General features: G+C 61.0%; 25 protein-coding genes and 1 other annotated feature. Of the genes, 10 read left to right on the top strand and 15 right to left on the bottom strand.

Annotated features, from left to right (window positions below; genetic code table 11):
- On the bottom strand, window positions 1-969 hold the full coding sequence (locus ACZ5VE_RS10560) for a CobD/CbiB family protein (protein ID WP_464455132.1): 969 nt from the start codon (window positions 967-969) through the stop codon (window positions 1-3).
- Between the two features lie 7 nt (window positions 970-976).
- Complete coding sequence (locus ACZ5VE_RS10555) at window positions 977-1,642, bottom strand: CoA pyrophosphatase (protein ID WP_464455131.1); 666 nt, start codon at window positions 1,640-1,642, stop codon at window positions 977-979.
- A gap of 158 nt (window positions 1,643-1,800) precedes the next feature.
- Here ACZ5VE_RS10555 and ACZ5VE_RS10550 point away from each other — a divergent pair, with 158 nt between their 5' ends.
- The gene (locus tag ACZ5VE_RS10550; RefSeq protein ID WP_464455130.1) at window positions 1,801-2,703 is read left to right on the top strand and encodes a hypothetical protein; all 903 of its coding nucleotides are present in this window, start codon (window positions 1,801-1,803) and stop codon (window positions 2,701-2,703) included.
- Window positions 2,704-2,825: 122 nt separating this feature from the next.
- Here the strand turns inward: ACZ5VE_RS10550 and ACZ5VE_RS10545 are convergent, their stop codons facing one another.
- The 5 genes from ACZ5VE_RS10545 to ACZ5VE_RS10525 all read right to left on the bottom strand — a co-directional run bounded on the left by ACZ5VE_RS10545 (window position 2,826) and on the right by ACZ5VE_RS10525 (window position 9,292).
- Window positions 2,826-3,833, bottom strand: a complete 1,008-nt coding sequence (locus ACZ5VE_RS10545; RefSeq protein ID WP_464455129.1) for a class 1 fructose-bisphosphatase — start codon at window positions 3,831-3,833, stop codon at window positions 2,826-2,828.
- Window positions 3,834-3,869: 36 nt separating this feature from the next.
- Window positions 3,870-6,593 carry an aminopeptidase N gene (pepN, locus tag ACZ5VE_RS10540; protein ID WP_464455128.1) on the bottom strand — a complete coding sequence of 908 codons (2,724 nt, stop codon included), beginning with the start codon at window positions 6,591-6,593 and terminating at the stop codon, window positions 3,870-3,872.
- 33 nt (window positions 6,594-6,626) lie between these two features.
- Window positions 6,627-7,731, bottom strand: a protein-coding gene (gene prfB / locus ACZ5VE_RS10535) for a peptide chain release factor 2 (protein ID WP_464455127.1) whose coding sequence is annotated in 2 segments (ribosomal slippage) — window positions 6,627-7,649 and window positions 7,651-7,731 — 1,104 coding nt in all. Because the reading frame shifts where the segments join, the coding sequence is not laid out codon by codon here.
- A gap of 71 nt (window positions 7,732-7,802) precedes the next feature.
- Entirely contained in the window at window positions 7,803-8,333 is a 531-nt protein-coding gene (locus ACZ5VE_RS10530) for a hypothetical protein (protein ID WP_464455126.1), read from the bottom strand.
- A gap of 44 nt (window positions 8,334-8,377) precedes the next feature.
- Entirely contained in the window at window positions 8,378-9,292 is a 915-nt protein-coding gene (locus tag ACZ5VE_RS10525) for an alpha/beta fold hydrolase (RefSeq protein WP_464455125.1), read from the bottom strand.
- A 25-nt stretch (window positions 9,293-9,317) separates the two neighbouring features.
- On the opposite strand from ACZ5VE_RS10525, the gene ACZ5VE_RS10520 reads away from it, so the two are divergent.
- The 5 genes from ACZ5VE_RS10520 to ACZ5VE_RS10500 all read left to right on the top strand — a co-directional run bounded on the left by ACZ5VE_RS10520 (window position 9,318) and on the right by ACZ5VE_RS10500 (window position 13,749).
- Window positions 9,318-11,093 carry an acyl-CoA synthetase gene (locus ACZ5VE_RS10520; RefSeq protein WP_464455124.1) on the top strand — a complete coding sequence of 592 codons (1,776 nt, stop codon included), beginning with the start codon at window positions 9,318-9,320 and terminating at the stop codon, window positions 11,091-11,093.
- A 79-nt stretch (window positions 11,094-11,172) separates the two neighbouring features.
- Window positions 11,173-12,234, top strand: coding sequence for an aldo/keto reductase (locus ACZ5VE_RS10515; RefSeq protein ID WP_464455123.1), 1,062 nt, complete (start codon window positions 11,173-11,175; stop codon window positions 12,232-12,234).
- A gap of 9 nt (window positions 12,235-12,243) precedes the next feature.
- Window positions 12,244-12,735, top strand: a complete 492-nt coding sequence (locus ACZ5VE_RS10510) for an aminoacyl-tRNA deacylase (RefSeq protein WP_464455122.1) — start codon at window positions 12,244-12,246, stop codon at window positions 12,733-12,735.
- Window positions 12,736-12,763: 28 nt separating this feature from the next.
- Window positions 12,764-13,393: a glycerol-3-phosphate 1-O-acyltransferase PlsY gene (plsY, locus tag ACZ5VE_RS10505; protein ID WP_464455121.1), complete on the top strand. Its 630-nt coding sequence runs from the start codon at window positions 12,764-12,766 to the stop codon at window positions 13,391-13,393.
- Window positions 13,390-13,749 carry a RidA family protein gene (locus ACZ5VE_RS10500; protein WP_464455120.1) on the top strand — a complete coding sequence of 120 codons (360 nt, stop codon included), beginning with the start codon at window positions 13,390-13,392 and terminating at the stop codon, window positions 13,747-13,749. The genes plsY and ACZ5VE_RS10500 overlap by 4 nt, the downstream gene beginning before the upstream one ends.
- Window positions 13,750-13,886: 137 nt before the next feature.
- On the opposite strand, the gene bktB is transcribed toward ACZ5VE_RS10500, so the two are convergent.
- The 4 genes from bktB to ACZ5VE_RS10480 form a co-directional block, all read right to left on the bottom strand.
- The gene (bktB, locus tag ACZ5VE_RS10495; protein WP_464455119.1) at window positions 13,887-15,071 is read right to left on the bottom strand and encodes a beta-ketothiolase BktB; all 1,185 of its coding nucleotides are present in this window, start codon (window positions 15,069-15,071) and stop codon (window positions 13,887-13,889) included.
- A gap of 105 nt (window positions 15,072-15,176) precedes the next feature.
- Entirely contained in the window at window positions 15,177-15,932 is a 756-nt protein-coding gene (locus tag ACZ5VE_RS10490) for an SDR family NAD(P)-dependent oxidoreductase (protein WP_464455118.1), read from the bottom strand.
- 247 nt (window positions 15,933-16,179) lie between these two features.
- Window positions 16,180-17,517, bottom strand: a complete 1,338-nt coding sequence (locus tag ACZ5VE_RS10485) for a c-type cytochrome (RefSeq protein ID WP_464455117.1) — start codon at window positions 17,515-17,517, stop codon at window positions 16,180-16,182.
- A complete protein-coding gene (locus ACZ5VE_RS10480) occupies window positions 17,514-18,332 on the bottom strand; it encodes a c-type cytochrome (RefSeq protein ID WP_464455116.1) in 819 nt (272 codons plus the stop codon). The genes ACZ5VE_RS10485 and ACZ5VE_RS10480 overlap by 4 nt, the downstream gene beginning before the upstream one ends.
- A 113-nt stretch (window positions 18,333-18,445) precedes the next feature.
- On the opposite strand from ACZ5VE_RS10480, the gene ACZ5VE_RS10475 reads away from it, so the two are divergent.
- Window positions 18,446-18,964, top strand: a complete 519-nt coding sequence (locus ACZ5VE_RS10475; RefSeq protein WP_464455115.1) for an N-acetyltransferase family protein — start codon at window positions 18,446-18,448, stop codon at window positions 18,962-18,964.
- Window positions 18,965-18,976: 12 nt separating this feature from the next.
- Window positions 18,977-19,969, top strand: a complete 993-nt coding sequence (locus tag ACZ5VE_RS10470; RefSeq protein WP_464455114.1) for a tRNA dihydrouridine synthase — start codon at window positions 18,977-18,979, stop codon at window positions 19,967-19,969.
- A 73-nt stretch (window positions 19,970-20,042) separates the two neighbouring features.
- Here ACZ5VE_RS10470 and ACZ5VE_RS10465 read toward each other — a convergent pair whose 3' ends face one another.
- Both ACZ5VE_RS10465 and ACZ5VE_RS10460 read right to left on the bottom strand, forming a co-directional pair.
- Window positions 20,043-20,408: an Hpt domain-containing protein gene (locus tag ACZ5VE_RS10465; protein WP_464455113.1), complete on the bottom strand. Its 366-nt coding sequence runs from the start codon at window positions 20,406-20,408 to the stop codon at window positions 20,043-20,045.
- Between the two features lie 55 nt (window positions 20,409-20,463).
- Window positions 20,464-21,342 (bottom strand): NUDIX hydrolase, encoded by an 879-nt coding sequence (locus ACZ5VE_RS10460; RefSeq protein WP_464455112.1) that lies wholly within the window; start codon window positions 21,340-21,342, stop codon window positions 20,464-20,466.
- A gap of 138 nt (window positions 21,343-21,480) precedes the next feature.
- Between ACZ5VE_RS10460 and ACZ5VE_RS10455 the strand changes: the two genes are divergently transcribed.
- On the top strand, window positions 21,481-22,395 hold the full coding sequence (locus ACZ5VE_RS10455; RefSeq protein ID WP_464455111.1) for an SDR family NAD(P)-dependent oxidoreductase: 915 nt from the start codon (window positions 21,481-21,483) through the stop codon (window positions 22,393-22,395).
- Complete coding sequence (locus ACZ5VE_RS10450) at window positions 22,392-22,961, top strand: hypothetical protein (protein ID WP_464455110.1); 570 nt, start codon at window positions 22,392-22,394, stop codon at window positions 22,959-22,961. Before ACZ5VE_RS10455 ends, ACZ5VE_RS10450 begins: the two co-directional genes overlap by 4 nt.
- On the opposite strand, the gene ACZ5VE_RS10445 is transcribed toward ACZ5VE_RS10450, so the two are convergent.
- A protein-coding gene (locus ACZ5VE_RS10445; RefSeq protein WP_464455109.1) for an IS3 family transposase occupies window positions 22,953-24,190 on the bottom strand; the annotation gives its coding sequence in 2 pieces (ribosomal slippage) (window positions 22,953-23,899 and window positions 23,899-24,190; 1,239 coding nt in all). The two genes, ACZ5VE_RS10450 and ACZ5VE_RS10445, sit on opposite strands and share 9 nt — an antisense overlap.
- Window positions 23,793-23,909: a sequence feature (AL1L pseudoknot), on the bottom strand. Its footprint overlaps the gene before it by 117 nt.
- A 42-nt stretch (window positions 24,191-24,232) precedes the next feature.
- Window positions 24,233-25,494 (bottom strand): IS3 family transposase gene (locus ACZ5VE_RS10440; protein WP_464454783.1). Its coding sequence is split into 2 segments (ribosomal slippage): window positions 24,233-25,137 and window positions 25,137-25,494, totalling 1,263 coding nucleotides; the frame shifts between segments, so codons are not numbered across the junction.
- Window positions 25,495-25,501 lie beyond the last annotated feature (7 nt).

Here is a 25,501-nt window from a genome sequence, read left to right as displayed (position 1 = left end):
TCAGCCCACCAGGTTGGCCATGGTGAGCAAGGCCACCAGCACCAGCCACATGATCACCGTGCGCCAGACCAAGCCCACCACCTGGGCAAAGTGCGCCACTTCGGGCGTGCGGCCCGGGGTGCTGCTTGCGCCTGCGGTGTCCTTGCTTTCTGCGTCGTCATCGGTCGGGGCCTGCAATGGGGCGCCTCCCAGGCGGATGTTGATGGCTCCGGCTGTGGCCGCCAGAATCACGCCATCGTTGTCGTTCGGGAAATTTTGCGCATGGTTGCGCCAGCCATCCATGGCATCTTCAAAGCTGCCCACAATCGCGAATCCAAGAGCGGTCATGCGCGAAGGCAGCCAGTCCATGGCTTGCCACGCCCTGGAGGCCACCGATTGCAGCGCTTCACTCACCACCGAACCCTCTTCGGTGGGCTCTTGCCAACGGCGCTGCGCCAACTCGGTCAGGCGATAAACCACCGCGCCAACAGGGCCCAAGCCAATGATGGACAAAATCGCGTACCAAAAGAACACGCCGAACACATGCCTGTGGGCGGCGATCATGGAGTACTCGATCACGTGGCGCACGATTTCGCTGCGCGGTATGTTTCCCACTTGGACCTGTTGCCACTCGGCCAGCAGTTCTCTGGCCTTGGTTTCATGGCCGTCTTCCAAGGCTTCTCGGATGGCTGTGAAGTGGTGGCTGAACTGCCGAAAACCCAAGGTGACGTAGAGCAGCGCCACGTTCCAGACGACGGCAAACACCCAGCCCAAACCAAACTCGAGCAACCAGTGCACTGCCATGGTCAACAGCGCAGGGCCGATCACCGTGATGCCCCAAGTGATCCAGGCCTGGTGCCTGACACCTGCATCAAACGTGCGGGCAACCCAAGCGACCCAATGCGACACGGTGGTGTAGAGCCAATTGACCGGGCTAAGCGGTCGGGCTTGCTCCAGAACCAGGGCCAGCAGGATTGCGAAAAAACTCATGGTGTTCTCATTTTGCGGGATGAACCACTAGAAACCGATAGAAGTTACGAAGCATAGCGGCTGTGGCGCCCCAAATGAACCGTTCCACCGGGTCGAGCCGGCCATTTGCGGTGGCGCGGGAATCTTGGTAAGGCATTGAAAACCATTCTCGCCTGGCCCCTTGCCACTCGAATTGGTGCCGCCGGTGGTGTGCCGGGTTCATCAAATAGGCCAGAGGCACCTCAAAAACGTCTTGCACTTCATCGGCGTTCGGTGCCAGTTCAAAGTCAGGCGAAACCAGGGCAATGACGGGGGTGACCCAAAAGGCGGTGCCCGTCACGTAAACAGGCAATTCGCCAATGATCTCCACGTGCCTAGGGTGCAGGCCTACTTCTTCGTAGGTCTCTCGCAGTGCAGTAGCGTGTCTGTTGGTGTCTTGCGGATCAACCTTGCCGCCGGGAAAAGCGATTTGGCCCGAATGGGTGGACATGTGGTCGGCCCGCTGGGTGAGCAAAACCGTGGATTCCGAAAAATCAGGCCCACGCAGCACGATGGGCACCAAAACCGCAGCATGGGCGGGGGCACGGGTGGAAAAAGAGGGCTCCCGCTCGACCTCGGGTTGCCAGAGCGGTGGCTGCGCGAATCGGGCTTTCAGTGCATCAGGCAACAAATGCGCACTCGGCACCGCCGGCATATCATCATCGATGCGCCAAACTGGAACATTGCGGGGGTCAAAAGACAAAGGACTGGACACAGGCGGTATTTATAACCGACAGACACGCCTGCCGCTTTAGAATGACGATGCTGCACTTTTTAGCAGCGCTACTTTTCTTATCGATTTAGGTTGACACCATGAAGCGTGATTATTTTTCTCAAAGCACCCCGTCCGACCGCCGTTTTGGCGAACACCGCTCCGGCACTTGCATGGCGCTGATCGATGGCCGATTTTTGATCTGGATGGCGCAACAAGGCGCCGTGGGGGCCACGGGCGAGTCGGTGAACCGCCAAGGCTTGCTCAGCCTGCTGTCGCAAGCACTGCAGCATGCTGGACTCGACGTCGACTTGCGCCGCATTTATTGGTACAGCGACCGCTCTGACGGCTTGATCATCGACGACCAGATTGTGCGTCTGGTGCAAACCCACGATGCCGATGGCGGGGCATCCTTGCTCCGGTCTCTGGGTCATGACCTGAAGCAATTGGCAGAACACCATGCCTGCGACCATGTGCTGGTGGCCAGCGATGACGAGCGTTTTTTGGCCACCATCGACGAAGCCCAGTTGAGCGGCTTGAGCGTGCATTTGCTGGCCGATGAATCGGCGCGCAACATGCCGCAAATGGTGCGCACCGACCCAGGTTGGGCCCGTTTGCTGGCCCAAGGCGATCGCCGCGTGGTGGTCAATTCCCAGGCACTGGCGGACATGCTGCAAGGAAAGATGCCCACCGGTATGGGCTTGGCCGTGGAAGATGTGGAAGAGCTGCGCAAGTCGATGCACGAAGTCATCACAGCTTGGTGGGCCGATGAGCCCGAAGACCTGCGCGAAGACCTGCGCGATGCACTGCAGATCAGCCGGGGCATTCCTCAGGAAGTGGACCGTCAACTCTTGTTGCGCATGCGCCAGCGCCTTGCCCGCGCCCTGAGCTTGCCCGAGAAGAAAATGTTGCGTGAAACATTGCGTGCGGTGGTCTCGGAGCCTGCCGTGGCTGCGGCACCTGCGCCTGTGGGAGATGGGTTCCCGCCAGACAGCGACGAATAAGGCGAGGTGCAAGCGAAGGGCTTGCCGTCGTGAATGTCAAAAGGCCCCTGACATGCCAGTGTCAGGGGCCTTTTGATTGGACTTCTTGAACGGCCAAGCCGTACAAAGTGGGCCTTGGGCGCTTAAGCCTTGGTGTGGTACTGGGTCAATCGCTCGACTTCGTTTTTGGAGCCCAGCACCACGCTCACGCGCTCGTGCAGCTGGCTGGGTTGCAAATCGAGAATGCGCTCTTTGCCGTTGGTGGAAGCGCCTCCCGCTTGTTCGATCAGCCAGCTCATGGGGTTGGCTTCGTACATCAGGCGCAGCTTGCCGGGCTTGTGCGGCTCGCGCTTGTCCCAGGGGTACATGAAGACGCCGCCTCGGGTCAGGATGCGGTGCACGTCGGCCACCATGCTGGCGATCCAGCGCATGTTGAAGTCTTTGCCGCGTGGCCCTTCCTTGCCTTGCAGACATTCGTCGATGTAACGGCGCACGGGCTCGTCCCAGTGGCGCATGTTGCTCATGTTGATGGCGAACTCTTTGGTGTCGGCGGGCACTTGCACGTTTTCTTGCGTGAGCACAAACGAGCCTTGCTCGCGGTCCAGGGTGAACATGGCCACGCCATCGCCCACGGTGAGCACCAGCGTGGTTTGTGGGCCGTACACGCAGTAGCCTGCAGCCACTTGCTGTTTGCCGGGCTGCAGGAAGTCCTGCTCGGTCACACCCTGGCTGCCCTCGGGCTTTTTGAGCACGCTGAAGATGGTGCCGATGCTGACGTTGACGTCGATGTTCGACGAGCCGTCCAGGGGATCAAACAGCAACAGGTATTCGCCTTGCGGGTAACGGTTGGGCACCAGGTAGATGCTGTCCATCTCTTCAGATGCCATGGCAGCCAGGTGACCACCCCATTCGTTGGCTTCGAGCAGCACTTCGTTGGCGATGATGTCCAGCTTTTTTTGCACTTCGCCTTGCACGTTTTCGCTCTCGGCGCTGCCCAACACACCGCCCAAAGCGCCTTTGTTCACGGCATGGCTGATGCTTTTGCAGGCGCGGGCCACCACTTCCAGCAACAAGCGCAGGTCAGCCGGGATGTGGCCTTTGTCGCGTTGTTGCTCGACCAGGTAGCGGGACAGGGAAATTTTGCTGCTCATGTTCGTTCCTCAGGTTCGGGGGGCGGTCAGTGGCTGTCAATGACTGCTCAGGGCGCGGCTGATCACTTCGCGCACATCATTGGACAGGTCGGCTTTGGCGGCCACGCGTTCGATGGCGACTTTGGCGGCACTGCGGTAAGGCTCGGCCAGGCGGCTCCAGCGGTCCATGGCGCGCGCCAGGCGGGCGGCCACTTGCGGGTTGATGGCGTCCAGGGCCAGCACCTGCTCGCTCCAATAAACATAGCCCGCTGCGTCGGCGCGGTGGAAGCCGGCCGGGTTGGCGCTGCAATAGCTGAAGATCAGGCTGCGGGCGCGGTTGGGGTTGCGCAGGCTGAAGTCGGCATGCTGCATGAGTTGGCGCACACGTGGCAGCACATCGCCTGCGCGGTCGGGGGCACCGGCCTGCAAGGCAAACCACTTGTCGATCACCAGGGCTTCGTGCTGGAACAGTTTGTGGAACAGGGCCAGCGCGTCTTGTGCCAGTGCATGGCCGCTGACCACCAACGCCGACAAGGCGTTGAAGCGATCGGTCATGTTGCTGGCGTCCTTGAACTGCTGGTACACACGGCCAGGCGTCACCGCGTCACCGCTGTGCACGGCGGCAATGCACAGCATGCCCATGGCCAGACCGGCCAGAGCGCGGCGGCCACTTGACTTTGCGTCGGGCGAATAAGCGCCGTTGTTTTTGTGCGCGTCCCAAGCCCATTGCCAGTCGGCTTGCAAGGCCGTGGCCAGTCGCAGACGCATGTTCTCGCGCAGGGCGTGCACGCGTTGCGGGTCTACGACGTCCAGCTGGTCGGCGATGTAGTTCTCGGACGGCAAGGTGAGTGCCAAGTCCTTGAATGCGGCGTCCAGCGTGGGGTGGCGCAACACATTGCGCAAGGCAGCCACCAGCGCGTCGGACAGCACCAGCTGGCCCGTCAGGTCTTTGTTCTGGTGGATGGCGTCGATGGCGCTTTGCAGCATCAGGCGCTGGCCAGCTTCCCACTGGTTGAAGGGGTCGTTGTCATGGGCCAGCAAGATCAGCAGGTCGTCAGCGTTCAGGCCGTCTTCGAGCACCACCGGGGCGCTGAAACCGCGCAGCAGTGAAGGCACGGGTTCGCTGTCGATGTTGACGAAGGTGTAGCTCGCACTGGCTTCGGTCAGCACCAGGGTTTGTTGTGGCACCGCATCGGATGCCCCGGCCAACTGCAAAGGCAGTGCCTGGCCTTCGCGGCTGAGCAGGCCCAGCGTGACCGGGATCACGAAGGCTTGTTTGCTGGTTTGGTCGGGTGTCGCGGGACAGTTCTGGCTGAGCGTGAGGGTGTAGCTGCGTTCTGCCGCGTTGTAGATGCCACGCGCTTGCAGGCGCGGTGTGCCCGCTTGGCTGTACCAGTGTTTGAAAGCGGCCAGGTTTTGGGCCAATGCCGAGCCGGGGTTGGCGTCGGCAATCGCTTGCGCAAAGTCATCGCAGGTCACGGCCTGGCCGTCGTGGCGCTCAAAGTAGAGCTTCATGCCCTTGGCAAAACCGTCGCGACCTAGGCTGTCAGTGGGCGTGGCCACCAGGGTCTGCATCATGCGGACGACTTCGGAGCCTTTTTCGTAGATGGTGACGGTGTAGAAGTTGTTGATTTCCACATAGCTGTCAGGGCGCACCGGGTGGGCCATGGGGCCTGCGTCTTCGGCAAATTGCACGGTGCGTAGCACGCGCACGTCTTCGATGCGCTTGACCGCGCGGGCACTGGCCTCACCGGCCATGTCTTGGCTGAACTCCTGGTCGCGGAAGACTGTGAGGCCTTCTTTGAGCGAGAGCTGGAACCAGTCGCGGCAGGTGATGCGGTTGCCAGTCCAGTTGTGGAAGTACTCGTGGCCCACGACCGATTCGATGTTGCCGAAATCCATGTCAGTGGCCGTGGCCGGATTCGCCAACACGTATTTGGTGTTGAAGATGTTCAGGCCCTTGTTTTCCATCGCGCCCATGTTGAAGTCGCTGGTGGCGACGATCATGAAGCGCTCCAGGTCCAGCGGCAGGCCAAAGCGGGCTTCGTCCCAGGCCACGCTGGCCATGAGCGAGTTCATCGCGTGTTCGGTCTTGTCCAGATCGCCCGGACGCACAAACACTTGCAGCAAATGCTCCGTGCCGCTGCGGCTGGTGATGCGTTGTTCGCGCGCGACCAGCTGGCCCGCCACCAGGGCGAACAAATAGCAGGGCTTTTTGTGCGGATCGACCCACTTGGCAAAATGTCTCGGACCGTTGGGACCGTCTTCCAGCGCGCCTTGCTCGACCAGGTTGCCGTTGCTCAGCAGCACCGGGTACTTGGCCTTGTCGGCACGCAGCGTGACGGTGTAGCTGGCCATCACGTCCGGACGGTCCAGGAAGTAGGTGATGCGGCGAAAACCCTCGGCCTCGCACTGGGTGAAGAACGAGTCGTTGCTGACGTACAGGCCCATCAACTGGGTGTTCTTCTCGGGGTTGCAGGTGGTGAAGATTTCCAGATCGAAGGCATCCGTGCCTTCGGGCAAATTCTCAAGCACCAGCTGGTTCCCGTCCATCTTGAACGAGGTGCCACCGCCGTTGACCAGAACGCGTGCCAAATTGAGGTCTTCGCCATCCAGGCGCAGGGGCTGGGCCGCCACGTCGGGGTTGCGGCGCAGGCGCATCTTGTTGAGCACGCGGGTTTTGGCTGGGTCCAGATCAAAGGTCAGATCGACCGTGTCGATCCAGAAAGCCGGGGCGGCATAAGCCGCCCGTTGAATCGCGGTGGGTTGTCCTTCACGCATCACTAACTCCGTTTTGGTTGAGGTCTGACCGGGTCAGAGGCCTTGTTTCAGTGAGGCTTCGATGAACGCATCCAAGTCGCCATCGAGCACCTTTTGGGTGGCCGAGATTTCGACGTTGGTGCGCAAATCCTTGATGCGGCTGTTGTCCAGCACATAGCTGCGAATCTGGTGACCCCAGCCCACATCGGTCTTGGTGTCTTCCAGCTTTTGCTGCTCTTCGAGGCGCTTGCGCATCTCGAAGTCATACAGGCGCGAGCGCAGGCGTTGCCATGCTACATCGCGGTTGCTGTGCTGGCTGCGGCCGTCCTGGCACTGCACCACGATGCCGGTGGGAATGTGCGTCAGGCGCACCGCCGAGTCGGTCTTGTTGATGTGCTGGCCGCCCGCGCCGCTGGCACGGAAGGTGTCGGTGCGCACATCGGCCGGGTTGATGTTGATCTCGATCGAATCATCAATCTCAGGGTACACAAACAGCGAGGCGAACGAGGTGTGGCGACCGCCCGACGAGTCAAACGGGCTCTTGCGCACCAAACGGTGCACGCCGGTTTCGGTGCGCAGCAAGCCAAAAGCGTATTCGCCTTCGATCTTGATGGTGGCACCCTTGATGCCTGCGGTGTCACCCGGGGTTTCGTCTTCCACGGTGGCTTTGAAGCCTTTGCGCTCGGCGTACTTGATGTACTGGCGCAGCAGCATGCTGGCCCAGTCACAGGCTTCGGTGCCGCCTGCGCCCGCCTGGATGTCGACAAAGCAGTTCAGCGGATCAGCCTCGTGGCGGAACATGCGGCGGAATTCGAGGTCTTCCACCAGTTTGGCCAATTTGGCGGCTTCGGCTTCGATGGTCAGCAGGCCTTCGTCGTCGCCTTCTTCCTTGCTCATCTCGAAGAGTTCAAGGTTGTCGGCCAACTCGCTGGTCAGGTTGGTGATGGTCACCACCACGCCGTCCAGGGCTTTTTTCTCTTTGCCCAGCTCCTGGGCTTTTTTCGGGTCGTTCCAGACCGAGGGATCTTCGAGTGATGCGTTGACGGTTCTCAGCCGTTCAGATTTGGCATCGTAGTCAAAGATACCCCCGTAACTCGTGGGTACGAGCGGTCAGGTCTGTGAGGGATGCGCCGATTTGGTTGATGCGTTCTGCGTCCATGATGAAAGTGTCCGGTTCGGTAAACCGGGCATTTTCTCATGAGTTGATGTCATGCTTGCCTGCCGGAGGGCTTAAAACTGCCGTCCGTAAGAGAACATCACTGCGGCGGTGCCCAGAAACTTGACCTGAACCGAGTCGTGCTGGGTCAGCTTGTAGCCCACGGCCGGGATGATGGCGGGGTTGAAGCCTTTGTAGTTCAAGGGCACTTTGTTCTCGTAAGGGGCCACGTAGCCGTACATCAGGCCACCCGTGACTTTGGCAAACAATTGAGGCACCCCAAACAGGTTGTTGAACTGCTGGCCTGCATACACGTAGACCGAAGGCTGCCCAAACGAGTTGCTGAAAAAGCTGATGCCACACAAACGGTCGCCGGGCAATTGCTCGTCGATCGCCACCAGCACCACATGCTTGTGGTCCGGGTTGTTGCTGAAGTGGTGGGTGTAAGGAGAAAACGTGAATTCACCCCGATGTGCGGGCTCTGGTGCCCCTTTCACGGCCAACAGGTCGGGGCAATAGCGGTTGCCGGCGTCAGCGTGTGCCAACGAGAACAAGGCTGATAAGGCGAGAGCCAGAAAAATGCGCAAAATGTGTACGGGGTGCATGGCAAACGATCATCGATATTAAAACGGTGTGATTTTAGGGCCTCTCAGCGCGTGAACTTTTCGATCATGGCGGCCAGCAGTTGGGGTTGGTCGTGGTGCAGCATGTGGCCCGCGTCTTGAATGACGGCTTTTTCAAGCACAGGCACGGCCTTCAAACGCGCGTGAAATTCGGCCAATGTGTACCGGCCTTTCCACCATTGGCCCAGCGAGTCGTCAGAAGCTTCCACCGCCAGCACGGGGGCTGTGATGCGGCCATACATGGCCAGCGCTTCGTCGACGTGGAACAAGTAAGGGTTGATCACCTTGTGCGCCGCATCGCCCAGAATGCGCCACTGCCCATCGCTGCCGGGTTGGGCCCAGTGCTGTGCCAGCCAGTTGGCTTTGTCTGCGCCCAGGCGTCGGTTGGTTTTCATCAGGCGTGCTGCAACACCTGCGGCATCGGCATAGGGTTTGAGCTCGTTGGCACCGTCGCGCTGCGCTTTCAGCTCATCCAGCCATTGGCCCATGCGTGCGGGGGCTTGGTCGGCTTGGGTGGCAGGCATGCCAAAGCCTTCCAGGTTGACCAGTCGGCGAATGCGCTCGGGTCGTGAGCCCGCGTACATCATCACCACGTTGCCGCCCATGCTGTGGCCCACCAAGTCAATCGCCTGGCCGGGGTAAAGCGCATCGAGCAGCGCGTCCAGATCGGCCAAGTAGTCGGGGAACCAATAACTGTCGGTGACCGGGGCTTCGGTCAGGCCGTAGCCGCGCCAGTCCATGGCAATGATGGGGCGCTGGCTGACAAAAGCTTCGCTGAAGGCATCGACCATGAATTGCCAGGAGGCGGCCACGTCCATCCAGCCGTGGGCCAAAACGAGCGGTGTGGCACCGGGTGTGGGCGTGCCCCATTGGCGCACGTGGTAACGGCAGCCGCGCAGCGGCACCCAGGAGCTTTGTGATTCGCGTTGAACTTGGTACATACTTTGAATCATAAGGAGACAAACCATGAGCGTCAGTCGCAACCAGGACCGCCAAGCCCAAACTCAAGCCACAACCAATCGTTACCAGGCCATCCACCAGGGCTTTGGCTGGAAAGTGCCCAAGCGCTTCAACATGGCGCAGGCTTGTTGCGGGCAATGGGCCGCGCAGCCCGCCACGGCCAAACGCCAGGCGGTGCGCGAGCATGTGGCGGGGCAGGGCTTGGGCCGCAGCTGGACCTTCGGGCAGTTGCAACAAGACGCCAACCGTCTGAGCCGGGTGTTGCGTGCGCAGGGTGTGCGGCGCGGTGACCGGGTGGCGATCGTGATGCCGCAGCGCTTTGAGACTGCCGTGGCCTACATGGCGGTGCTGCAAATGGGCGCAGTGGCCATGCCGCTGTCCATGTTGTTTGGCCCCGAGGCGCTGTCTTTTCGCATCAACGACAGCCAGGCCCGTGTGGCGGTGTGCGACGAATCGACCCTTGACGCTTTGCGACAAGCCCGGCCCGATTGCCCGGGCTTGCAAACCCTGATCGGGGTGGGGCAGGCGGGGGCGCAGGCCGACCTGGACTACGCCCGCGCCATGCAGGCCAGCGAGAGCAGCTTCCAACCCGTGAGCACCCTGGCCGAAGACTCGGCGGTGCTGATCTACACCAGTGGCACCACCGGCAACCCCAAAGGCGCACTCATTCCGCATCGGGCGCTGATCGGCAACCTCACGGGTTTTGTGTGCAGCCAGAACTGGTTTGGCTTTGACCCTTTCAAGGCTGAGCGTCCGTCGAAAGCCGTGTTCTGGTCGCCTGCCGACTGGGCCTGGACGGGCGGCTTGATGGACGCCTTGCTGCCCAGTCTGTATTTCGGACGGCCCATCGTGGCCTTCAACGGGCGCTTTTCGCCAGAGGCTGCGTTCGAGATTTTGCAAAGCCATGCCGTCACGCACAGCTTTTTGTTTCCCACGGCGCTCAAGGCCATGATGAAGGCGGTGCCCGACGTGAAAGCCCGTTATCAGCTCAAGCTGCAAGCCATGATGAGCGCGGGTGAGGCGGTCGGTGATGCGGTGTTCGACTATTGCCAAAAGCAGCTGGGCGTCACCGTGAACGAGATGTTTGGCCAGACCGAAATCAACTACGTGGTGGGCAACTGCACACGCTTGTGGCCCGCCAAACCGGGCAGCATGGGCAAGGGCTACCCCGGCCACCAGGTCGCGGTGATCGACGATGAGGGTCGCGTTTGCCCGGTCGGCACGCCGGGCGAGGTGGCGGTCAACCGTTTTGACGTGCATGGGCACCCTGACCCGGTGTTCTTTTTGGGTTACTGGCACAACGACAAAGCCACCCAAGCCAAATACACAGGCGATTGGTGCCGCACAGGCGACATGGCCGTGGCCGACGAAGACGGCTACCTTTGGTACCAGGGCCGCACCGACGACATGTTCAAGGCGGCGGGTTACCGCATTGGCCCGGGCGAGATTGAAAACTGCCTGGTCAAACACCCCGCCGTGGCCAATGCCGCTGTGGTGCCCAAGCCCGACAAAGACCGGGGGGCGCTGGTCAAGGCCTATGTGGTCATGTCGCCCGACTGGCAAAGCCGCAGGCCCTCGGGGCTGGGCCAAAGCGCCTTTGACGACGAGGTGCGCCGTGAGCTGCAGGGCCATGTGAAGGGCTTGCTGGCGCCTTATGAATACCCCAAAGAGATCGAATTCATCGACCAGCTGCCCATGACCACCACCGGCAAAGTGCAGCGGCGGGTGTTGCGTTTGCAAGAAGAAGCACGCGCGACAGCGGTGCAGGCCCAAGCACGTTGAGGCGTGACAAAATCAACCCAACACCGTTTTCCCCTGCCCAGGGAACTCAGGACGACTTGAATTCAACACAGGAAACACCATGAAACTCGTTCAACTCGGCCAGTCCGACTTGCAAGTGACCCCCATCTGCCTGGGCACCATGACCTTTGGCGAGCAAGTCAACGAAGCCGACTCGCACGCCATTCTGGACCGCTCACTCGAAGCCGGGATCAACTTCATCGACACCGCCGAGATGTATGCCGTGCCCGCCACCGCAGCCACCTGCGGCTTCACTGAAACCTACATCGGCAATTGGTTTGCCAAAAACCCCGGTGCCCGTCAGAAGCTGGTGCTGGCCACCAAGGTGGCCGGCCCCTCGCGTGGCATGCCCTGGATCCGAGAAGGCTCTGGCATGACCGGCCAGGACATTCTCAATTCCTGCGATGCCAGCTTGCGCCGTCTGCAAACCGACGTGATCGATCTCTACCAAATCCACTGGCCCGAGCGCCATGTGCCCGTGTTTGGCATGACGTATTTCGACCCCAGCAAAGACAAGCCGCTCACCTCGATTCACGAGCAGCTTGAAGCCCTGTCCAAATTGGTCAAAGCGGGCAAGGTGCGTTACGTTGGCCTGTCCAATGAAACGCCTTATGGCGTGCACGAATTTGTGCGTCTGGCCGAGCAGCATGGCCTGCCGCGTGTGGCCACGATTCAAAACCCGTATTGCCTGGTGAACCGCACCTATGACAACGCGCTGGACGAAACCTGCCACCGCCTGAACGTGTCGATGCTGGCTTATTCGCCATTGGGCTTTGGCTTGCTGACCGGCAAATACGACAACATGGATTTGACCGGCCCGCTGGTGCCCGAGGGTGGCCGCATTGCCCGTTACGACTCGATGCGCAAACAGCGCTGGGGCCGCCCTGAGGCGCTGGTGGCGGCACGCCGCTACAACCAGTTGGCCCGTGACAACGGCATGACGCCCACCCAGATGGCGTTGGCGTTTTGCTACCACCGCTGGAGCGTGGCCAGCACCATCATTGGCGTGACTTCTGTCGCGCAATTGAACGAAGACCTAGCCGCCTGGTCGACCGAGTTGTCACTTGAAGTGCTCAAGGCCATCGACGCGATCCGTTGGGACATGCGCGACCCGGCTTTGTGATCCTGGCCCATGGCCAAAAAAGACAAAGTCAGCGAAACCCCGGCCACGGCGCTCTTGCGCCAGCAGGGGGTGAGCTTCACCGAACACCCCTACGAGTACCTGGAGCACGGCGGCGCCCAGCACAGCGCCCAGGTGCTGGGCATGGACCCGTTTGCTGTGGTCAAGACCCTGATCATGCAAGACCAGGACGCCAAGCCGCTGGTGGTGTTGATGCACGGCAACCGCAAGGTGTCCACCAAAAACCTGGCGCGGCAGGTGGGACTCAAGTCCATCGAGCCTTGCGCCCCCGAGGTGGCCAACCGCCACAGCGGTTACCTGGTGGGCGGCACTTCGCCGTTTGCCACGCGCCGGGCCATGCCGGTCTACATCGAGGAAACCATCCTGGCCTTGCCGCGCATCTGCATCAATGGCGGCAGGCGCGGTTATCTGGTCGGCATCGACCCCCAGGTGTGCGTGCAGTTGCTGGGCGCGCAGCCGGTGAATTGCGCACTGGCAGAATGACGCCCGTACAAGAACAAGGGAGCTTTCGATGGATTTGTTGATTCCAGTGGCCGTGGTGTTGGCCAGTTATTTGATGGGCTCGCTCAGTTTTGCCGTCATCGTCAGCCGCTTGATGGGCCTGAACGACCCGCGCAGCTACGGCAGCAAAAACCCCGGTGCCACCAACGTGCTGCGCTCGGGCAGCAAAAAAGCCGCCATCCTGACCTTGCTGCTGGACGCGGTGAAGGGCTGGTTGCCCGTGGCGCTGGTGTTGGCTTGGGGGCCTGAACACGGATTGGGCGTCGGTGTGGCTGCGCTGGCCGGGCTGGCGGCCTTTCTGGGGCACCTGTACCCGGTGTTCTTTGGTTTTGTGGGGGGCAAGGGCGTGGCCACGGCGGTGGGCGTGCTGGTGGGCGTCAATGGCTTGCTGGCGCTGGCCACTGTGCTCACCTTTGGCATCGTGGTCTATTTCAGCCGCTATGTGTCGCTGGCGTCCATGGTGGCCGCGGTGTTTGCGCCGGTGTTTTATGTGTTTGGCGACGGCGTGGCCTGGGATGTCAACGCCACAGAGGTTTTCTGCCTGGCCGTGATGGCCTTGCTGCTGGTCTGGCGGCACCGTGAAAACATCAACCGCCTGTTGGCCGGTACCGAATCCAAATTGGGAAAGAAAAAAGAATGAGCCAGGACATCCAGCGTTTGCATGTGGCGGCCCGCTACAGTGAGGCGGCCATTTTCAATGGCGTGGTTTATTTGGCGGGCATGGTGCCCGAATGCGAAGCCACCGACATCCGCAGCCAGACCGCCGATGTGCTGCGCCAGATCGAGCAGCGCTTGGCTGAAGCAGGCAGTGACAAGACCCGCATCTTGCGCACCCAGATTTACCTGAAAGACATCAGCGACATCACCGCCATGAACGAGGTGTGGGATGCCTGGGTGGTGGCAGGCAGTGCACCCCCACGCGCCACGGTTGAGGCTGCGCTGGCCAATCCAGCGTATTTGATCGAGGTGGTGGTGACAGGGGCGGTGAAGTCCTGAGGGCGCTTCTCCCAAACGGCCTTTGAACGAGGCCGTTGTGTTCAGATGAAAAAAATGGGCATCTCTGATGCCCATTTTTGTTGACGCCTGCGGCAGACGGTCGACCTGAATTTTGCGTTCAGGTCAGCCCCGCTGCATCACATCCGCTCAAAAATGGCCGCAATGCCCTGACCGCCGCCGATGCACATGGTCACCAGCGCATAGCGGCCGTTCACGCGCTGCAGCTCGTACAAAGCTTTCACTGTGATCAATGCACCCGTGGCACCGATGGGGTGACCCAGCGAAATGCCTGAGCCGTTGGGGTTGACTTTGGCCGGATCCAAGCCCAGCTCACGGGTCACGGCGCAGGCTTGCGCGGCAAAGGCTTCGTTGGCTTCGATCACATCGAGGTCATTGACCGTCAATCCGGTTTTCTTGAGCACGGCCTGCGTGGCCGAGATCGGACCCACGCCCATGATCTTGGGGTCCAGACCGGTGTGGGCATAGCCCACCAGGCGGGCCAGAGGCTTGGCACCACGGGCCTTGGCGGCACCGGCCTCCATCAGCACCACGGCCGCAGCGGCGTCATTGATGCCCGAGGCGTTGCCAGCGGTCACAGTGCCGTTTTCTTTCACAAACACGGGCTTGAGCTTGGCCATGTCTTCGAGCTTGCAGCCGGGGCGGAAGTGCTCGTCGGTGGCGTAAGCGATTTCGCCTTTTTTGCTTTTCAGCATGACCGGCATGATCTGGTCTTTGAAGTAACCGGCCAGGGTGGCGCGCTCGGCGCGGTTGTGGCTTTCCACGGCCAGCGCGTCTTGCATCTCGCGGGTGATGCCGTATTTGGTGGCCACGTTTTCAGCCGTTACGCCCATGTGGATGGTGTGGAAGGGGTCGTGTAGCGCGCCGACCACCATGTCGACCATCTTGGTGTCACCCATGCGGGCACCCCAGCGGGCGCTCAAGCTGGCGTAGGGCCCACGGCTCATGTTTTCTGCACCGCCACCGATGGCGATGTCGCAGTCACCCAGCAAGATGGACTGGCTGGCGCTCACGATGGCCTGCAGGCCCGAGCCGCACAGGCGGTTGACGTTGAAGGCGGGGGTGCCTTCGGCGCAGCCACCGTTGATGGCCGCCACGCGCGACAAATACATGTCTTTGGGCTCGGTGTTGACCACATGGCCGAACACGACGTGGCCCACGTCCTTGCCGTCGGTGCCCGCGCGGGACAGGGCTTCGCGCACAACCTGTGCGGCCAGCTCGGTGGGGGCAATGTCTTTGAGGCTGCCGCCATAGGTACCAATGGCGGTGCGCACACCGCTGACAACAACAACTTCACGGCTCATGGGATGTCTCCAGAATTTAAAAACAGGAATGGGGTAAGCGGCACAGTTTCAAGGTCAATCACTACATTGACCTGACAGGTCGGATGACTGCATGCGCAGTGGGCATCAGTCCCGCACGTCGGCCACTGGGTTTTGGCCAAAGTCTGCCCTGGCCAGATAAGCCAGCACCTGGCTGGCCGCTTGGGGGGCGGAGCTGAGCAGGCCGTTTGCTTTGAGTTGGGCGAACTTGGCTTGGTCCGGGAAGGCGTTGCTGGCCGCTCCGCGCAGCTGCACCTGCATGTCGGTGTCGATGACGCCGGGGGCCAAAGAGCAGACTTTGGCACCGAAGGGTTTGAGGGCTTCGTCCAACGCCATGCAGCGGGTGAAATGGTCCATGCCCGCCTTGGCGGCGCAATAACCCGCCTGAGACGCCATGGCGCTGCGCCCCAAGCCCGACGAAATGTTGAGCACTTTGCGCGGGATGCCCCAGTGCTCGGTAGCGCCCAGAAAAGCCGCGCACAGTTGCATCGGCGCTTCCAGGCCGACGCGCAGGGCTTGCGCCAGATCAGGGGCATCGGCCTGGCTGAGCGGGCCAATGCGCGGAATGACCCCGGCGTTGTTGATCAGCGTGACGCTGGCATAAGCAGCCGCGTCCAGACTCACCAGCCAATCGCGCAGCCGCTGGCTGGCACCTTGCCCATCGCTCAGATCTTGCGTCCATTGCGTCAGCGGGACATGGCTTTGTTGGGCGGCAGTGGCCAGCGCATCGTTGGCGTGGCGCGAGATGCACAGCAGATTGTTGCCAGGTGTGAGCAATTGCTGCGCGATGGCCAAGCCCATGCCCCGGGAAGCGCCTGTCAGGATGTAGAGGTGTTGTGTCATGTCCGACATGGTAGCGGCGCGACCCCGGCCATGGGGTGCCGCACATGACAGACCGAACGGTCAGCTTCACACGCATTCGGCCGCAGGGGCAGCCTCCCACAGACACAAAGGCGGACGGCTTGCGGGCGAGCACGCATTCAGGCCCTTGTGGGAGCGAGCCCCTGCTCGCGAATGCGTGCCGAGCCACTTCAGACGTTTGGCCGCGGGGGCAGCCCCTCACAGACGCACGGGGCGCTTGTGGCTGAGCTCAGTTGCCCTGCGCGGCCCGGATGCGGTTGACTTGCAGAGGCGTGACTTCGCTGGCCTGGTTGCCCCACTGGGTGCGCAGGTGGGTGAGCACGGCCGAGATGTCGCGGTCGTCCAGCTCCAGCACCGCTGGTGGCATGCCAAAGGGGCGCGGATGCAAAGCGGTGGCGGGGCCATAGCCGCCGTACAAGACCATCTGCACCAGGTTGGTCGGGTCGTTCAGCAGCACGGCGCGGTTGCCCGCCAGAGCGGGGTAGGCCGTTTGGCCTGCTGGTGTGATGATGCCCTGGCCTTGTTCGCCGTGGCATTGCGCGCAATGCCGGTCGTAGATTTGCATGCCTTTTTCGGCCACGGTCAGGCTGACTTTGGCGCGTACGGGTGGCTGGGCCACCGTGGCGGTTTTTTGTGCGCGGGACTGCAGGTACACCGCCATGGCGTGCAAGTCGGCTTCGGTCATGTGCTGGGTGCCGTGTTGCACCACTTCGGCCATCGGGCCACTGGTCTGGGCGTGGCTTGACTCGCCCGTGCGCAGCAGTTGCACGATGTGGGCCAAGGGCGTGGTGGCCAGACCGGCTTCGCTGTCGCGGGTCAGGTCGGGCGCGTACCAGTTGACCACAGGCATCAGACCGCCCGACAAATCATCGACAGCGCCGCTGGCCCCCAAGGCATTGCGCGGGCTGTGGCACGCGGCGCAGTGGCCCAGACCAGTCACCAGGTAAGCGCCCCGGTTCCACTCGGCCGTTTGCGCAGGGTCAGCTTTGAACGGCGTGGGGCTGAAAAACAGGCTGCGCCAGACCGCTAAAGCCGCTTGTGTGCCCATTGGCCACATGAGGGTGTGAGGCGGTGTGGGTTGGTGCACGGGCGGCAGGCTTTGCAACCAGGCCAGCAGGTCGTCGCTGTCAGCGCGGGTGATGACGCTGGTGTGGTTGTAGGGGAAAGCGGGTGTCAGCAGGCGGCCATCTTTGGAGCGACCGTGGTGCAAAGCTTGCCAAAAATCCTGCGGGCTCCAGGTGCCGATGCCGGTGTTGGCATCGGGCGTCAGGTTGCTGCTGAAAACGGCCCCAAAAGGGGTGTCAATGCGCCTGCCCCCAGCCATGGGGGCAGGTCCGCGTGCACTGTGGCAAGCCACGCAGTTGCCCGCGCGGGCCAGGTACTGGCCGCGTTCAATTTGAGCGGTTTTGTCCAATGGACCGGCTGAGGCGTTGGGCGCTGGACTCGCGGCTGGAGTTGCCGGTGTGGTCCAGGCGTCGCCCCAGTTGTCCCAAACCACATAGGCGGTCAATGCCAGAAGAGCGCAGACCAGGCCCCAGCCGATGCGAGTGGTGCGTGATTCTTTCATCGCTGGCCTCCCGCTGTGCTGGACAGCTCGGGGGCGCTGCCGCAGCGCAAGGCGGCAGGCAAGGGCGGCCCTGCCGGAGGGCGAGGGGCAGGGTGGGTGTCGGTGGGCAAAGCCTGACGGGCCAGCCAGCTGGACACGGCAATCAGGTCATTGGCCGGGATGCGCTTGACCACTTCGGCCATGCAATCGGGCGCATGGCCCTTGCGTTGGCCGGTTTGCCAAGCCCCCAATTGGGCGTTCAGGTAATCCAGCGGCAGGCCCAGCAAGCCTGGCACATGGGGTTGCACGCCGGTCAAGCGCACGCCGTGACATTGGGTGCAGGCGGGCAAACCCCGCGATGCGTCGCCTTGGGTCACCAGTTGCTGGCCTTTGGCCAAGCGCTCGGGCGAAATCGTGTTGCTGGCGCTGGGTTTGGGGTAAGGCAACTCCAAAGATGAAAAATACCGGGCCATCTCGCCCAGGTACTCGTCAGACAGCGGGTCGATCAGGCGGGTCATCAGCTCGTAATGGCGGCGGCCTTGTGCAAAATTGCGCAGCTGGTTGTGCAAATAGCCTGCAGGTTTGCCCGCCAGCCGTGGGTAATAACCGTCGGGTCCGGCCCGACCCTGGTCGCCGTGGCAGGCGGTGCAGGCCCGGGTGCGCTCGGCCATGTCGTCTGCAAAACGGGGCGCTGCCGCGGGGGCCGGGGCCATGCTCGGGGCAAGGCTAGGGGCTTGGCCGGGAAGGATCTGTTTTTGGGCCTGGGCGGCGGCGCAGACGAGCAAAGCAAGGCCCACGGCCCAGACTTTGTGCAAATTCAACAAGTTCAATGTCATCCTCATCCCTTGAAGATAACCGAAGCGGCGACAATATCGGGTTTGGCTCTGGGCATATCCGCCCATTCAGTCCTTGTTTTTAAGTCCTTGTTTCTTCATCCCCCATTCCAGCCATGTCCGATATCCAAGTCCGATTTGCCACCCAACAAGACGCCCCTGCTGTGGCCGCTTTGCACGCCAGCGCCTGCCGTGCCGCCTATGCGGGCCAAGTGCCTGAAGCCCATTGGGACGCCACCCCCATGCCCAAACGCGTGTCCTTCTGGAAAGAAGCGATCGAATACGGCGAGCCCCAAGTCATGGTGGCCACTGACGGCAAAGAGATCGTTGGTTTTGTCGGTTTTGACCGCTCGCGCGATCCCAAGTCCAAAAACACCACTGGCGAAATCTGGGCCATTTATGCCGCGCCTGACCGTTTGGGCCAAGGCATTGGCTTGGCGCTGTGGGATGCCGCCCGCGAAGGTCTGGAAGACGAGGGCTGCACCGATGTGACGGTCTGGCTGCCCTTGCTGCACGAAAAAACCCTGCGTTTCCACGATCTGGCGGGCTTCAAGCGCGAGATGAACACCGCTCGCACCGTGCCTTTGGGCGGCGTCAAGGTCGAAGAAGTGCGCCTGAAGCGCAAATTGGCCTGACGTTTTGACCGCATGCCCATGAGCCATTTGGGGGCGCGTGTCTTGCTGGCGCCCATGGAGGGGCTGCTGGACCACACCTTGCGCGACATGCTCACCCGGGTGGGGGGCGTGGACTTGTGCGTGTCCGAATTCATCCGGGTCACCAACACCGTGCTGCCGCGCCGCGCCTTCATTCGGGTGGCCCCCGAGTTGCTCAACAACAGCCGCACCGTGGCGGGCGTGCCTGTCAGGGTGCAACTGTTGGGGTCTGACCCCAATTATTTGGCGGCCAATGCGGCGGCTTTGGCCGAGCTGCAGCCTGCGGGCATTGATTTGAATTTTGGGTGCCCCGCCAAAACCGTGAACCAGCACCGCGGCGGCGCGGTCTTGCTTGATGAACCCGAGTTGGTGGGCCAAATCGTGGCGGCGGTGCGCCGTGCTGTGCCGGCGCACATTCCGGTCTCGGCCAAGATGCGGCTGGGTTTTAACGACGACAGCCGCGCGGAAGACTGCGCCCTGGCCATTGAGGCCGCAGGGGCCAGCGACCTGGTGGTGCACGCCCGCACCAAGGCGCATGGTTACAGGCCGCCCGCTTATTGGGACCGCATTGCCGATTTGCGCCAGCATGTGCGCCTGCCCATGGTGGCCAATGGCGAAATCTGGACTTTGTCAGACGCCTTGCGTTGCCGCGAAGTGACCGGGTGTGACCGGCTGATGATCGGGCGCGGCATGGTGGCCGATCCGGGCTTGGCTTTGGCCATTGCACGCCACGATGCCGTGTTGATCGGTAGTTTGACCAGCGAGTCGGTGACCTGGTCGCACATTGTGGTGTTGATGCGGTTGTTTTGGCAGGGCATCAGCCTGCGCGTGGCCCCCAGGCACCGTGCGGGGCGACTCAAGCAGTGGCTCAATTATTTGCGCCGGGTGTATCCCGAGGCACAAGAAGCTTTTGACCAGCTGCGTTTGATGCACGACCCCGCCCAAATCGCACAGTGGCTGGAGACTCAGGCACTGCCTGCGGCATAAAAGCACCGAACCAGGCCGGGGCCTTGATCGGGAAGGCTGACGGGGTTGTTGGAGGGGAGCCCCTGCGGGGGGCTCAGGCCTCGGGGTGCTCAGCCAGGTGAGTGGCCACTTCGTTGCGAAGTTGCTCCAGTTGAGGAGCCAGCCGGTTGTAGGCGGCAATGACCTCTGAAGATTCTCCGTGTTTGCTCAGGTGTTCGACCGACACTACCAGCTCAACCAGGCTGTCCACACAAAACACAGGGGTGAAGCCTTTGAGCTGGTGCAACAAGCGGTTGGCACCGTGCATGTCGTCTTTGTCCAGCAGGGCCTTGATGCGCGGCAGATCCTCACCCAGCGTCTGGTGCAGGGTTTTGAGCAAAGACAGAACCCCGCTGGCATCGCCAATGAATTCCATGGCCCGTTCAACAGACAGGTAAATTGGCACAGATGGTTGGCTCATACAGTCAAGTGGCGTATCAAGGCGTTCAAAAGTTACAAATTGTAATCGTCCAATTTTAATCAAGCAAAGCGGCTAAACCCAGCTCGGGCTCAAATCGCTTGTTTTTAAACAACAAACGTGTGGGACCTGGAAAAACCGCCTGTGCAACCGAGTGCCGCGGGTCGCCGGGGTAACAAATGGTGCGAACACCGTCCTGGTCAAAGGGTTCGGGTTGCACCACGGGCGGTTGACGGCTCTGGGCTTCGGCCAACGCACTTTGGGTGTTGGTGTGCCGGGCCAGTTGGACCAAGCCCATGATTTGGGGCGGTGCCAGCTCGATTTGGTGGTCCCAATAGCGGATCAAGGCTTCGCGCGGGGTGGTCCACAGTGTTTCGGTGGCCTCAAAGTTGTCGTGCTCGGCGGTTTGGCCTTCGGGCACCCGGGTGATGAAAAAACGGGTGTCAAAGCGCTTGCTGGTCACCGATGCCTGGCGTGGCGTGATCCACCGGGTCCAGGGCACCAAGGCATCGGTGTGCAGCTGAAGTGACAGGTTTTGAAACGCCTGCGACCAGCTTTGCCCGCTGGCCAAGGCATCTTGCAAGGCTTGCAGATCGGGGGTGTCGGCACCGGTTTGGCCCAGCAAGATGCGGCATTCTTCAAACGCCTCGCGAATGGCCGCCACAAACAGGCCCGCTGCACGTTGCGGGTTCAGATCGGGCTCGGCCAAGCGCTGGTGCAAGGTGGCGGCATCCTGGCTGAGCTGAGACAACAGGTCCGGGTGTTGGTCTTCGGGATCGAGCTTGCCCCCCGGAAACACATAAGCCCCTCCCAGCACATTGGAGGCTTGATGGCGTCTGAGCAGCAGCACTTGCATGCCCTGCGCAGTGTCGCGCAGCAAGACCACCGAGGCAGAGTCCAAGGGCGGGGTGGTGATGATTTCGGTGTTCAGTTCCATGGTGGGCTGTCAATCGTGCAACACAGCCAAGGCGCTGGCTGTTTTAAAGTAGGGCAAGCTTTCAATCGGCAGCCAGATTAGCAGATGGTGCCGAAACGCCCTGTCACCCATTCACACGCATTCAATCAAGGAAAACACATGAGCATCGATTTCAAAGGCCGCGTCGCGATCGTCACAGGCGCAGGCGGTGGTTTGGGCAAACAACATGCCCTGGCGCTGGCGGCGCGTGGGGCCAAAGTGCTGGTGAACGACCTGGGCGGCGATGTGCACGGGGTGGGCGGCTCGGTGTCGGCAGCGCAAGCCGTGGTCGATGAAATCCGTGCAGCGGGTGGCGAAGCCATGGCCAACGGCGCATCGGTCACCGATGCTGAGGCTGTCAAAGCCATGGTGCAGCAAGCCATGGACGCCTGGGGCCGGGTCGACATTCTGGTCAACAACGCAGGCATCTTGCGCGACAAGAGCTTTGGCAAGATGGCGCTGGCCGACTTCAAACTGGTCATGGATGTGCACGTCATGGGCGCTTTCCATTGCACCCAGGCCGTCTGGCCGATCATGCAGGCGCAAAACTATGGCCGCATCGTCATGACCACGTCTTCGAGCGGCTTGTATGGCAACTTTGGCCAGGCCAACTACGGCGCGGCCAAGATGGCGCTGGCGGGTTTGATGCAAACCTTGTCGATCGAAGGCGAAAAACACCACATCCGCGTCAATTGCCTGGCCCCCACCGCGGCCACCCGCATGACCGAAGGCCTGATGCCCGAGGCCGTTTTGAAGGCGCTTGAGCCCAGCGCCGTGGTGCCCGCCATGCTGGTCATGGCAAGCGAAGACGCGCCCAACCGCACCATCATTTGCGCAGGTGCCGGCAGCTTTGAAGTGGCGCACATCACCCTGACGAAAGGCGTGCACCTGGGTGTGGGCCCCGATACGCCAGAACGCCTGGCTGCCGCGCTGGCGCAGGTGATGGATCGCCAAGGTGAGACGGTGCCGCGCTCGGGTTCGGAGCAAGGGGCGCTGGAAGTGGGCAAGGCCATGAAGGCGCATGGGCGAGCATGAAATTCATCACCTTGTTGATCTCGCTTTGGGCTGCGTGTGCACATGCCCAAATCATTCCCATCAAACCATTGGAAACTTGTTTTTCTTGCAGCGCCGATCCTTCCTTGACGCTTTATGTCCCCGGCAAGGCATCGAAAGCTGTGTTGATCTTCATTCCCGGTGGTGATGGTGATTTGGGCCTGAAAAAACTGGTCGCGGTAGCGCCACCGCCCAGACAAGTGGGTAAATCTCCTTTTGCGCAGGGGCTTGCCAGCTTGTCGGATGCTGAATTAACCAGTGGAAAGATCGATCTTGTTTATTTGGACAGCCCGTCTGCACTCTCACCCAACCAACGCTACCCATCCGCCAGAACCGCTTTTGATCACATGATCAGAATAGAAAGCGCGATTCGTTATTACAAGGAAAAAACAGGCCTGCCGGTTTGGTTGATGGGGCACAGCAATGGCGGTATTTCTTTGACTGAGTTTTTCAAATACGCCAAGAAAAACAACAAAACAGAGTTGATATCCGGGTTGATCGCCAGTGAATCGCCCCGGTTTTCGTGGAGGCCAGTTGGTTTAAGTTGAGACCTCGGTCTCGTTCTTGCCGGCTAGCTGCCGGTAGTAGTTCTCCTCAGCTTCAGCCGGTGGAATATACCCAATCGAGCTGAGCAGTCGGTGGTGGTTGAACCAAGCCACCCATTCCAGGGTCGCCAGCTCCAGTGCCTCCTTGGTTTTCCAAGGCGCACAGCGGTGGATCAATTCGGCCTTGTACAGCCCATTGATCGTCTCGGCCAAGGCGTTGTCGTAGCTGTCGCCACGGCTGCCCACCGAGGGCTCTATCCCAGCTTGGGCCAGGCGTTCGGTGTAGAGAATGGAAACATATTGTGACCCCCTGTCCGAGTGATGTATCAAGGCATCCGAGCGCTCGGGTTGCCTGTCAAACAGCGCTTGCTCCAGCGCATCGAGCACAAAGTCCGTGCGCATGGAGCTGCTCACCCGCCAGCCCACGATGCGCCGGGCAAACACATCGATCACAAAGGCCACGTATTGCCAGCCCTGCCAGGTGCTGACGTAGGTGAAGTCCGACACCCACAGCTGGTTGGGCCGATCGGCCTTGAATTGACGGTTGACCCGGTCCAACGGGCAGGGAGCTGCTTTGTCCGGGACTGTCGTGCGCACGACCTTGCCCCTGCGCACACCCTGCAACCCCATGCGTTTCATGAGCCGCTCGACCGTACAACGCGCCACCTCAGTTCCTTCACGATTCATCTGGTGCCAGACCTTGTCGGCCCCATAGACCTGCATATTGGCCTGCCAGACGGCTTGGATCTTTGGCATCAGGGCTTCATCGCGTTTGGCTCGGGCGCAAAGCAGTTCGGGTTTGCGTTGGCGGGCAGCATGGCATCTGTAACCAGAGGGGGCAATTTGCAGCACTTTGCAAATCGGCTCGACCCCGTAGGTGGCACGATGTTTATCTACAAAGGCTCTCAGGACTTGAGTCGGCGGTCGAGCTCCGCCTGGGCAAAAAAAGCGCTCGCCAGCTTGAGGATTTCGTTGGCTTTGCGCAGTTCTTTGACTTCACGCTCAAGGTCTTTGATGCGGGCTCGCTCGTCAGAGCTGAGGCCATCGCGCATGCCTGCATCAACTTCGTGCTGGCGAACCCAGTCGTTGAGGGTTTGCGGCACACACCCGATCTTGGGGGCAATTGATTCAATGGTGGCCCAAAGAGATGGGTACTCGCCGCGGTGTTCGAGCACCATGCGGACAGCGCGTTCGCGCACTTCGGGTGAAAAACGGTTTGATTTCTTGCTCATGGCTCCATCTTCTCAAAGTGTGGAGCCTTGACCCGTCCTAAATTAGGTTGACACCTGGGACGGTGATTCAAGCCGACGAATGTCGGCCAAAGACGCCCGATGCACCGCATCGGGCGTTTGCATTTTCAGCGATAAATGAGGGCGCTCGTCGTTATAGATCTGCACTGACTCTCGCACCATCCGCCGCGCTTGCTCCAAATCAGCGGGGCGCTGCAACAGCAACTCGCCTTTGAGGATGCCGTTGACCCGCTCTGCCAGCGCATTTTGGTAACAGTCGTAGCCATCGGTCATCGAGCACAGCAGGCCGTGGCGCTGATGAATGGCTTGGTAATAGTTCGAGCAGTACTGGATGCCCCGATCCGAGTGATGCACCAAGCGTTGATCACTTTGACGTGTGCGCAAGGCCATTTTCAAGGCTTGTGCTACCGGCTCGGTTTGCAAGCTGTCGTGCACATGCCAGCCCACGATCTTGCGCGAGTAGGCATCAGTGACCAAGCTCAGGTAGACAAATTTGTCGTTCGTGGGCAAGTAGGTGATATCGGCCACCCATACTTGCTCGCTGGCTGTAGCGCACAGTTGCTGCGCCCCCGCCTTGAGCAAGTTCGGATGGCGACGAAACCGGTGATGGCTGTCTGTGGTCTTGTGATACGCCCGTCGCTGCGGCACCAGCATGCCAGCGTTGCGCAGCACATCAAACATCGCATCGCGCCCCAGTTCAATGCCAGCACGCTGCAGTGACTCGTGCAACACATGGTGCAGCTTGCGTGTGCCCAACCGAGGCTGTCGCACACGCCAATCTCGCACCAACTTCACCACCGCCTGGCTTCGACTCTCAAGCTGGGCATGACGCCGCTGGCCCTGATAGTAAGCTTGGCGACTCACCCCCATATGGCGGCAAGCCCTCTTCACACTCAACCCTTGGACGAGTTGCTGCGAGAGGACTTGCCCAAAGGCTTTTTTACGACGCGCACCCCATAGTCCTTCTTCAGGACGTCCAGTACAGCCTCGAACAACTGGGCCTTCTCGTTGGCCTCTTTCAGTTGAACTTGCAAGGCCTTGATCTGTTGCTCGGGTGTCAGAGATGTGGGTGTTTTGTCTCGGGGCATGGCTGCCGATGATGCCTGAATGCCCCAGCTTTGGCGTCCATGCTTGCGCATCCACACCAGCACCGTCGAGCGTCCTTGGATCCCATACCGTTGCTGCGCTTGTGTGTAGGTCAGCTCGCCTTTTTCTACTTGCTCGACCACAGCCAGTTTAAAAGCCAGCGTGTAGTCTTTCTGAGTTCTCTTGATGCCTGATTCCATTTGACTT

It is taken from the genome of Limnohabitans sp. INBF003 (genome assembly GCF_055396645.1).
Note: the sequence above shows the minus strand (reverse complement) of the source record. Positions and strands in the feature narration are given on the sequence as shown.

Excerpts from the sequence above, each read along its gene's own strand:
- ACZ5VE_RS10560 (WP_464455132.1), bottom strand. The coding sequence starts at position 969 with ATGAGTTTTTTCGCAATCCTGCTGGCCCTGGTTCTGGAGCAAGCCCGA.
- ACZ5VE_RS10555 (WP_464455131.1), bottom strand. The coding sequence starts at position 1,642 with ATGCCGGCGGTGCCGAGTGCGCATTTGTTGCCTGATGCACTGAAAGCC.
- ACZ5VE_RS10550 (WP_464455130.1), top strand. The coding sequence starts at position 1,801 with ATGAAGCGTGATTATTTTTCTCAAAGCACCCCGTCCGACCGCCGTTTT.
- ACZ5VE_RS10545 (WP_464455129.1), bottom strand. The coding sequence starts at position 3,833 with ATGAGCAGCAAAATTTCCCTGTCCCGCTACCTGGTCGAGCAACAACGC.
- pepN (WP_464455128.1), bottom strand. The coding sequence starts at position 6,593 with ATGCGTGAAGGACAACCCACCGCGATTCAACGGGCGGCTTATGCCGCC.
- ACZ5VE_RS10530 (WP_464455126.1), bottom strand. The coding sequence starts at position 8,333 with ATGCACCCCGTACACATTTTGCGCATTTTTCTGGCTCTCGCCTTATCA.
- ACZ5VE_RS10525 (WP_464455125.1), bottom strand. The coding sequence starts at position 9,292 with ATGTACCAAGTTCAACGCGAATCACAAAGCTCCTGGGTGCCGCTGCGC.
- ACZ5VE_RS10520 (WP_464455124.1), top strand. The coding sequence starts at position 9,318 with ATGAGCGTCAGTCGCAACCAGGACCGCCAAGCCCAAACTCAAGCCACA.
- ACZ5VE_RS10515 (WP_464455123.1), top strand. The coding sequence starts at position 11,173 with ATGAAACTCGTTCAACTCGGCCAGTCCGACTTGCAAGTGACCCCCATC.
- ACZ5VE_RS10510 (WP_464455122.1), top strand. The coding sequence starts at position 12,244 with ATGGCCAAAAAAGACAAAGTCAGCGAAACCCCGGCCACGGCGCTCTTG.
- plsY (WP_464455121.1), top strand. The coding sequence starts at position 12,764 with ATGGATTTGTTGATTCCAGTGGCCGTGGTGTTGGCCAGTTATTTGATG.
- ACZ5VE_RS10500 (WP_464455120.1), top strand. The coding sequence starts at position 13,390 with ATGAGCCAGGACATCCAGCGTTTGCATGTGGCGGCCCGCTACAGTGAG.
- bktB (WP_464455119.1), bottom strand. The coding sequence starts at position 15,071 with ATGAGCCGTGAAGTTGTTGTTGTCAGCGGTGTGCGCACCGCCATTGGT.
- ACZ5VE_RS10490 (WP_464455118.1), bottom strand. The coding sequence starts at position 15,932 with ATGACACAACACCTCTACATCCTGACAGGCGCTTCCCGGGGCATGGGC.
- ACZ5VE_RS10485 (WP_464455117.1), bottom strand. The coding sequence starts at position 17,517 with ATGAAAGAATCACGCACCACTCGCATCGGCTGGGGCCTGGTCTGCGCT.
- ACZ5VE_RS10480 (WP_464455116.1), bottom strand. The coding sequence starts at position 18,332 with ATGACATTGAACTTGTTGAATTTGCACAAAGTCTGGGCCGTGGGCCTT.
- ACZ5VE_RS10475 (WP_464455115.1), top strand. The coding sequence starts at position 18,446 with ATGTCCGATATCCAAGTCCGATTTGCCACCCAACAAGACGCCCCTGCT.
- ACZ5VE_RS10470 (WP_464455114.1), top strand. The coding sequence starts at position 18,977 with ATGCCCATGAGCCATTTGGGGGCGCGTGTCTTGCTGGCGCCCATGGAG.
- ACZ5VE_RS10465 (WP_464455113.1), bottom strand. The coding sequence starts at position 20,408 with ATGAGCCAACCATCTGTGCCAATTTACCTGTCTGTTGAACGGGCCATG.
- ACZ5VE_RS10460 (WP_464455112.1), bottom strand. The coding sequence starts at position 21,342 with ATGGAACTGAACACCGAAATCATCACCACCCCGCCCTTGGACTCTGCC.
- ACZ5VE_RS10455 (WP_464455111.1), top strand. The coding sequence starts at position 21,481 with ATGAGCATCGATTTCAAAGGCCGCGTCGCGATCGTCACAGGCGCAGGC.
- ACZ5VE_RS10450 (WP_464455110.1), top strand. The coding sequence starts at position 22,392 with ATGAAATTCATCACCTTGTTGATCTCGCTTTGGGCTGCGTGTGCACAT.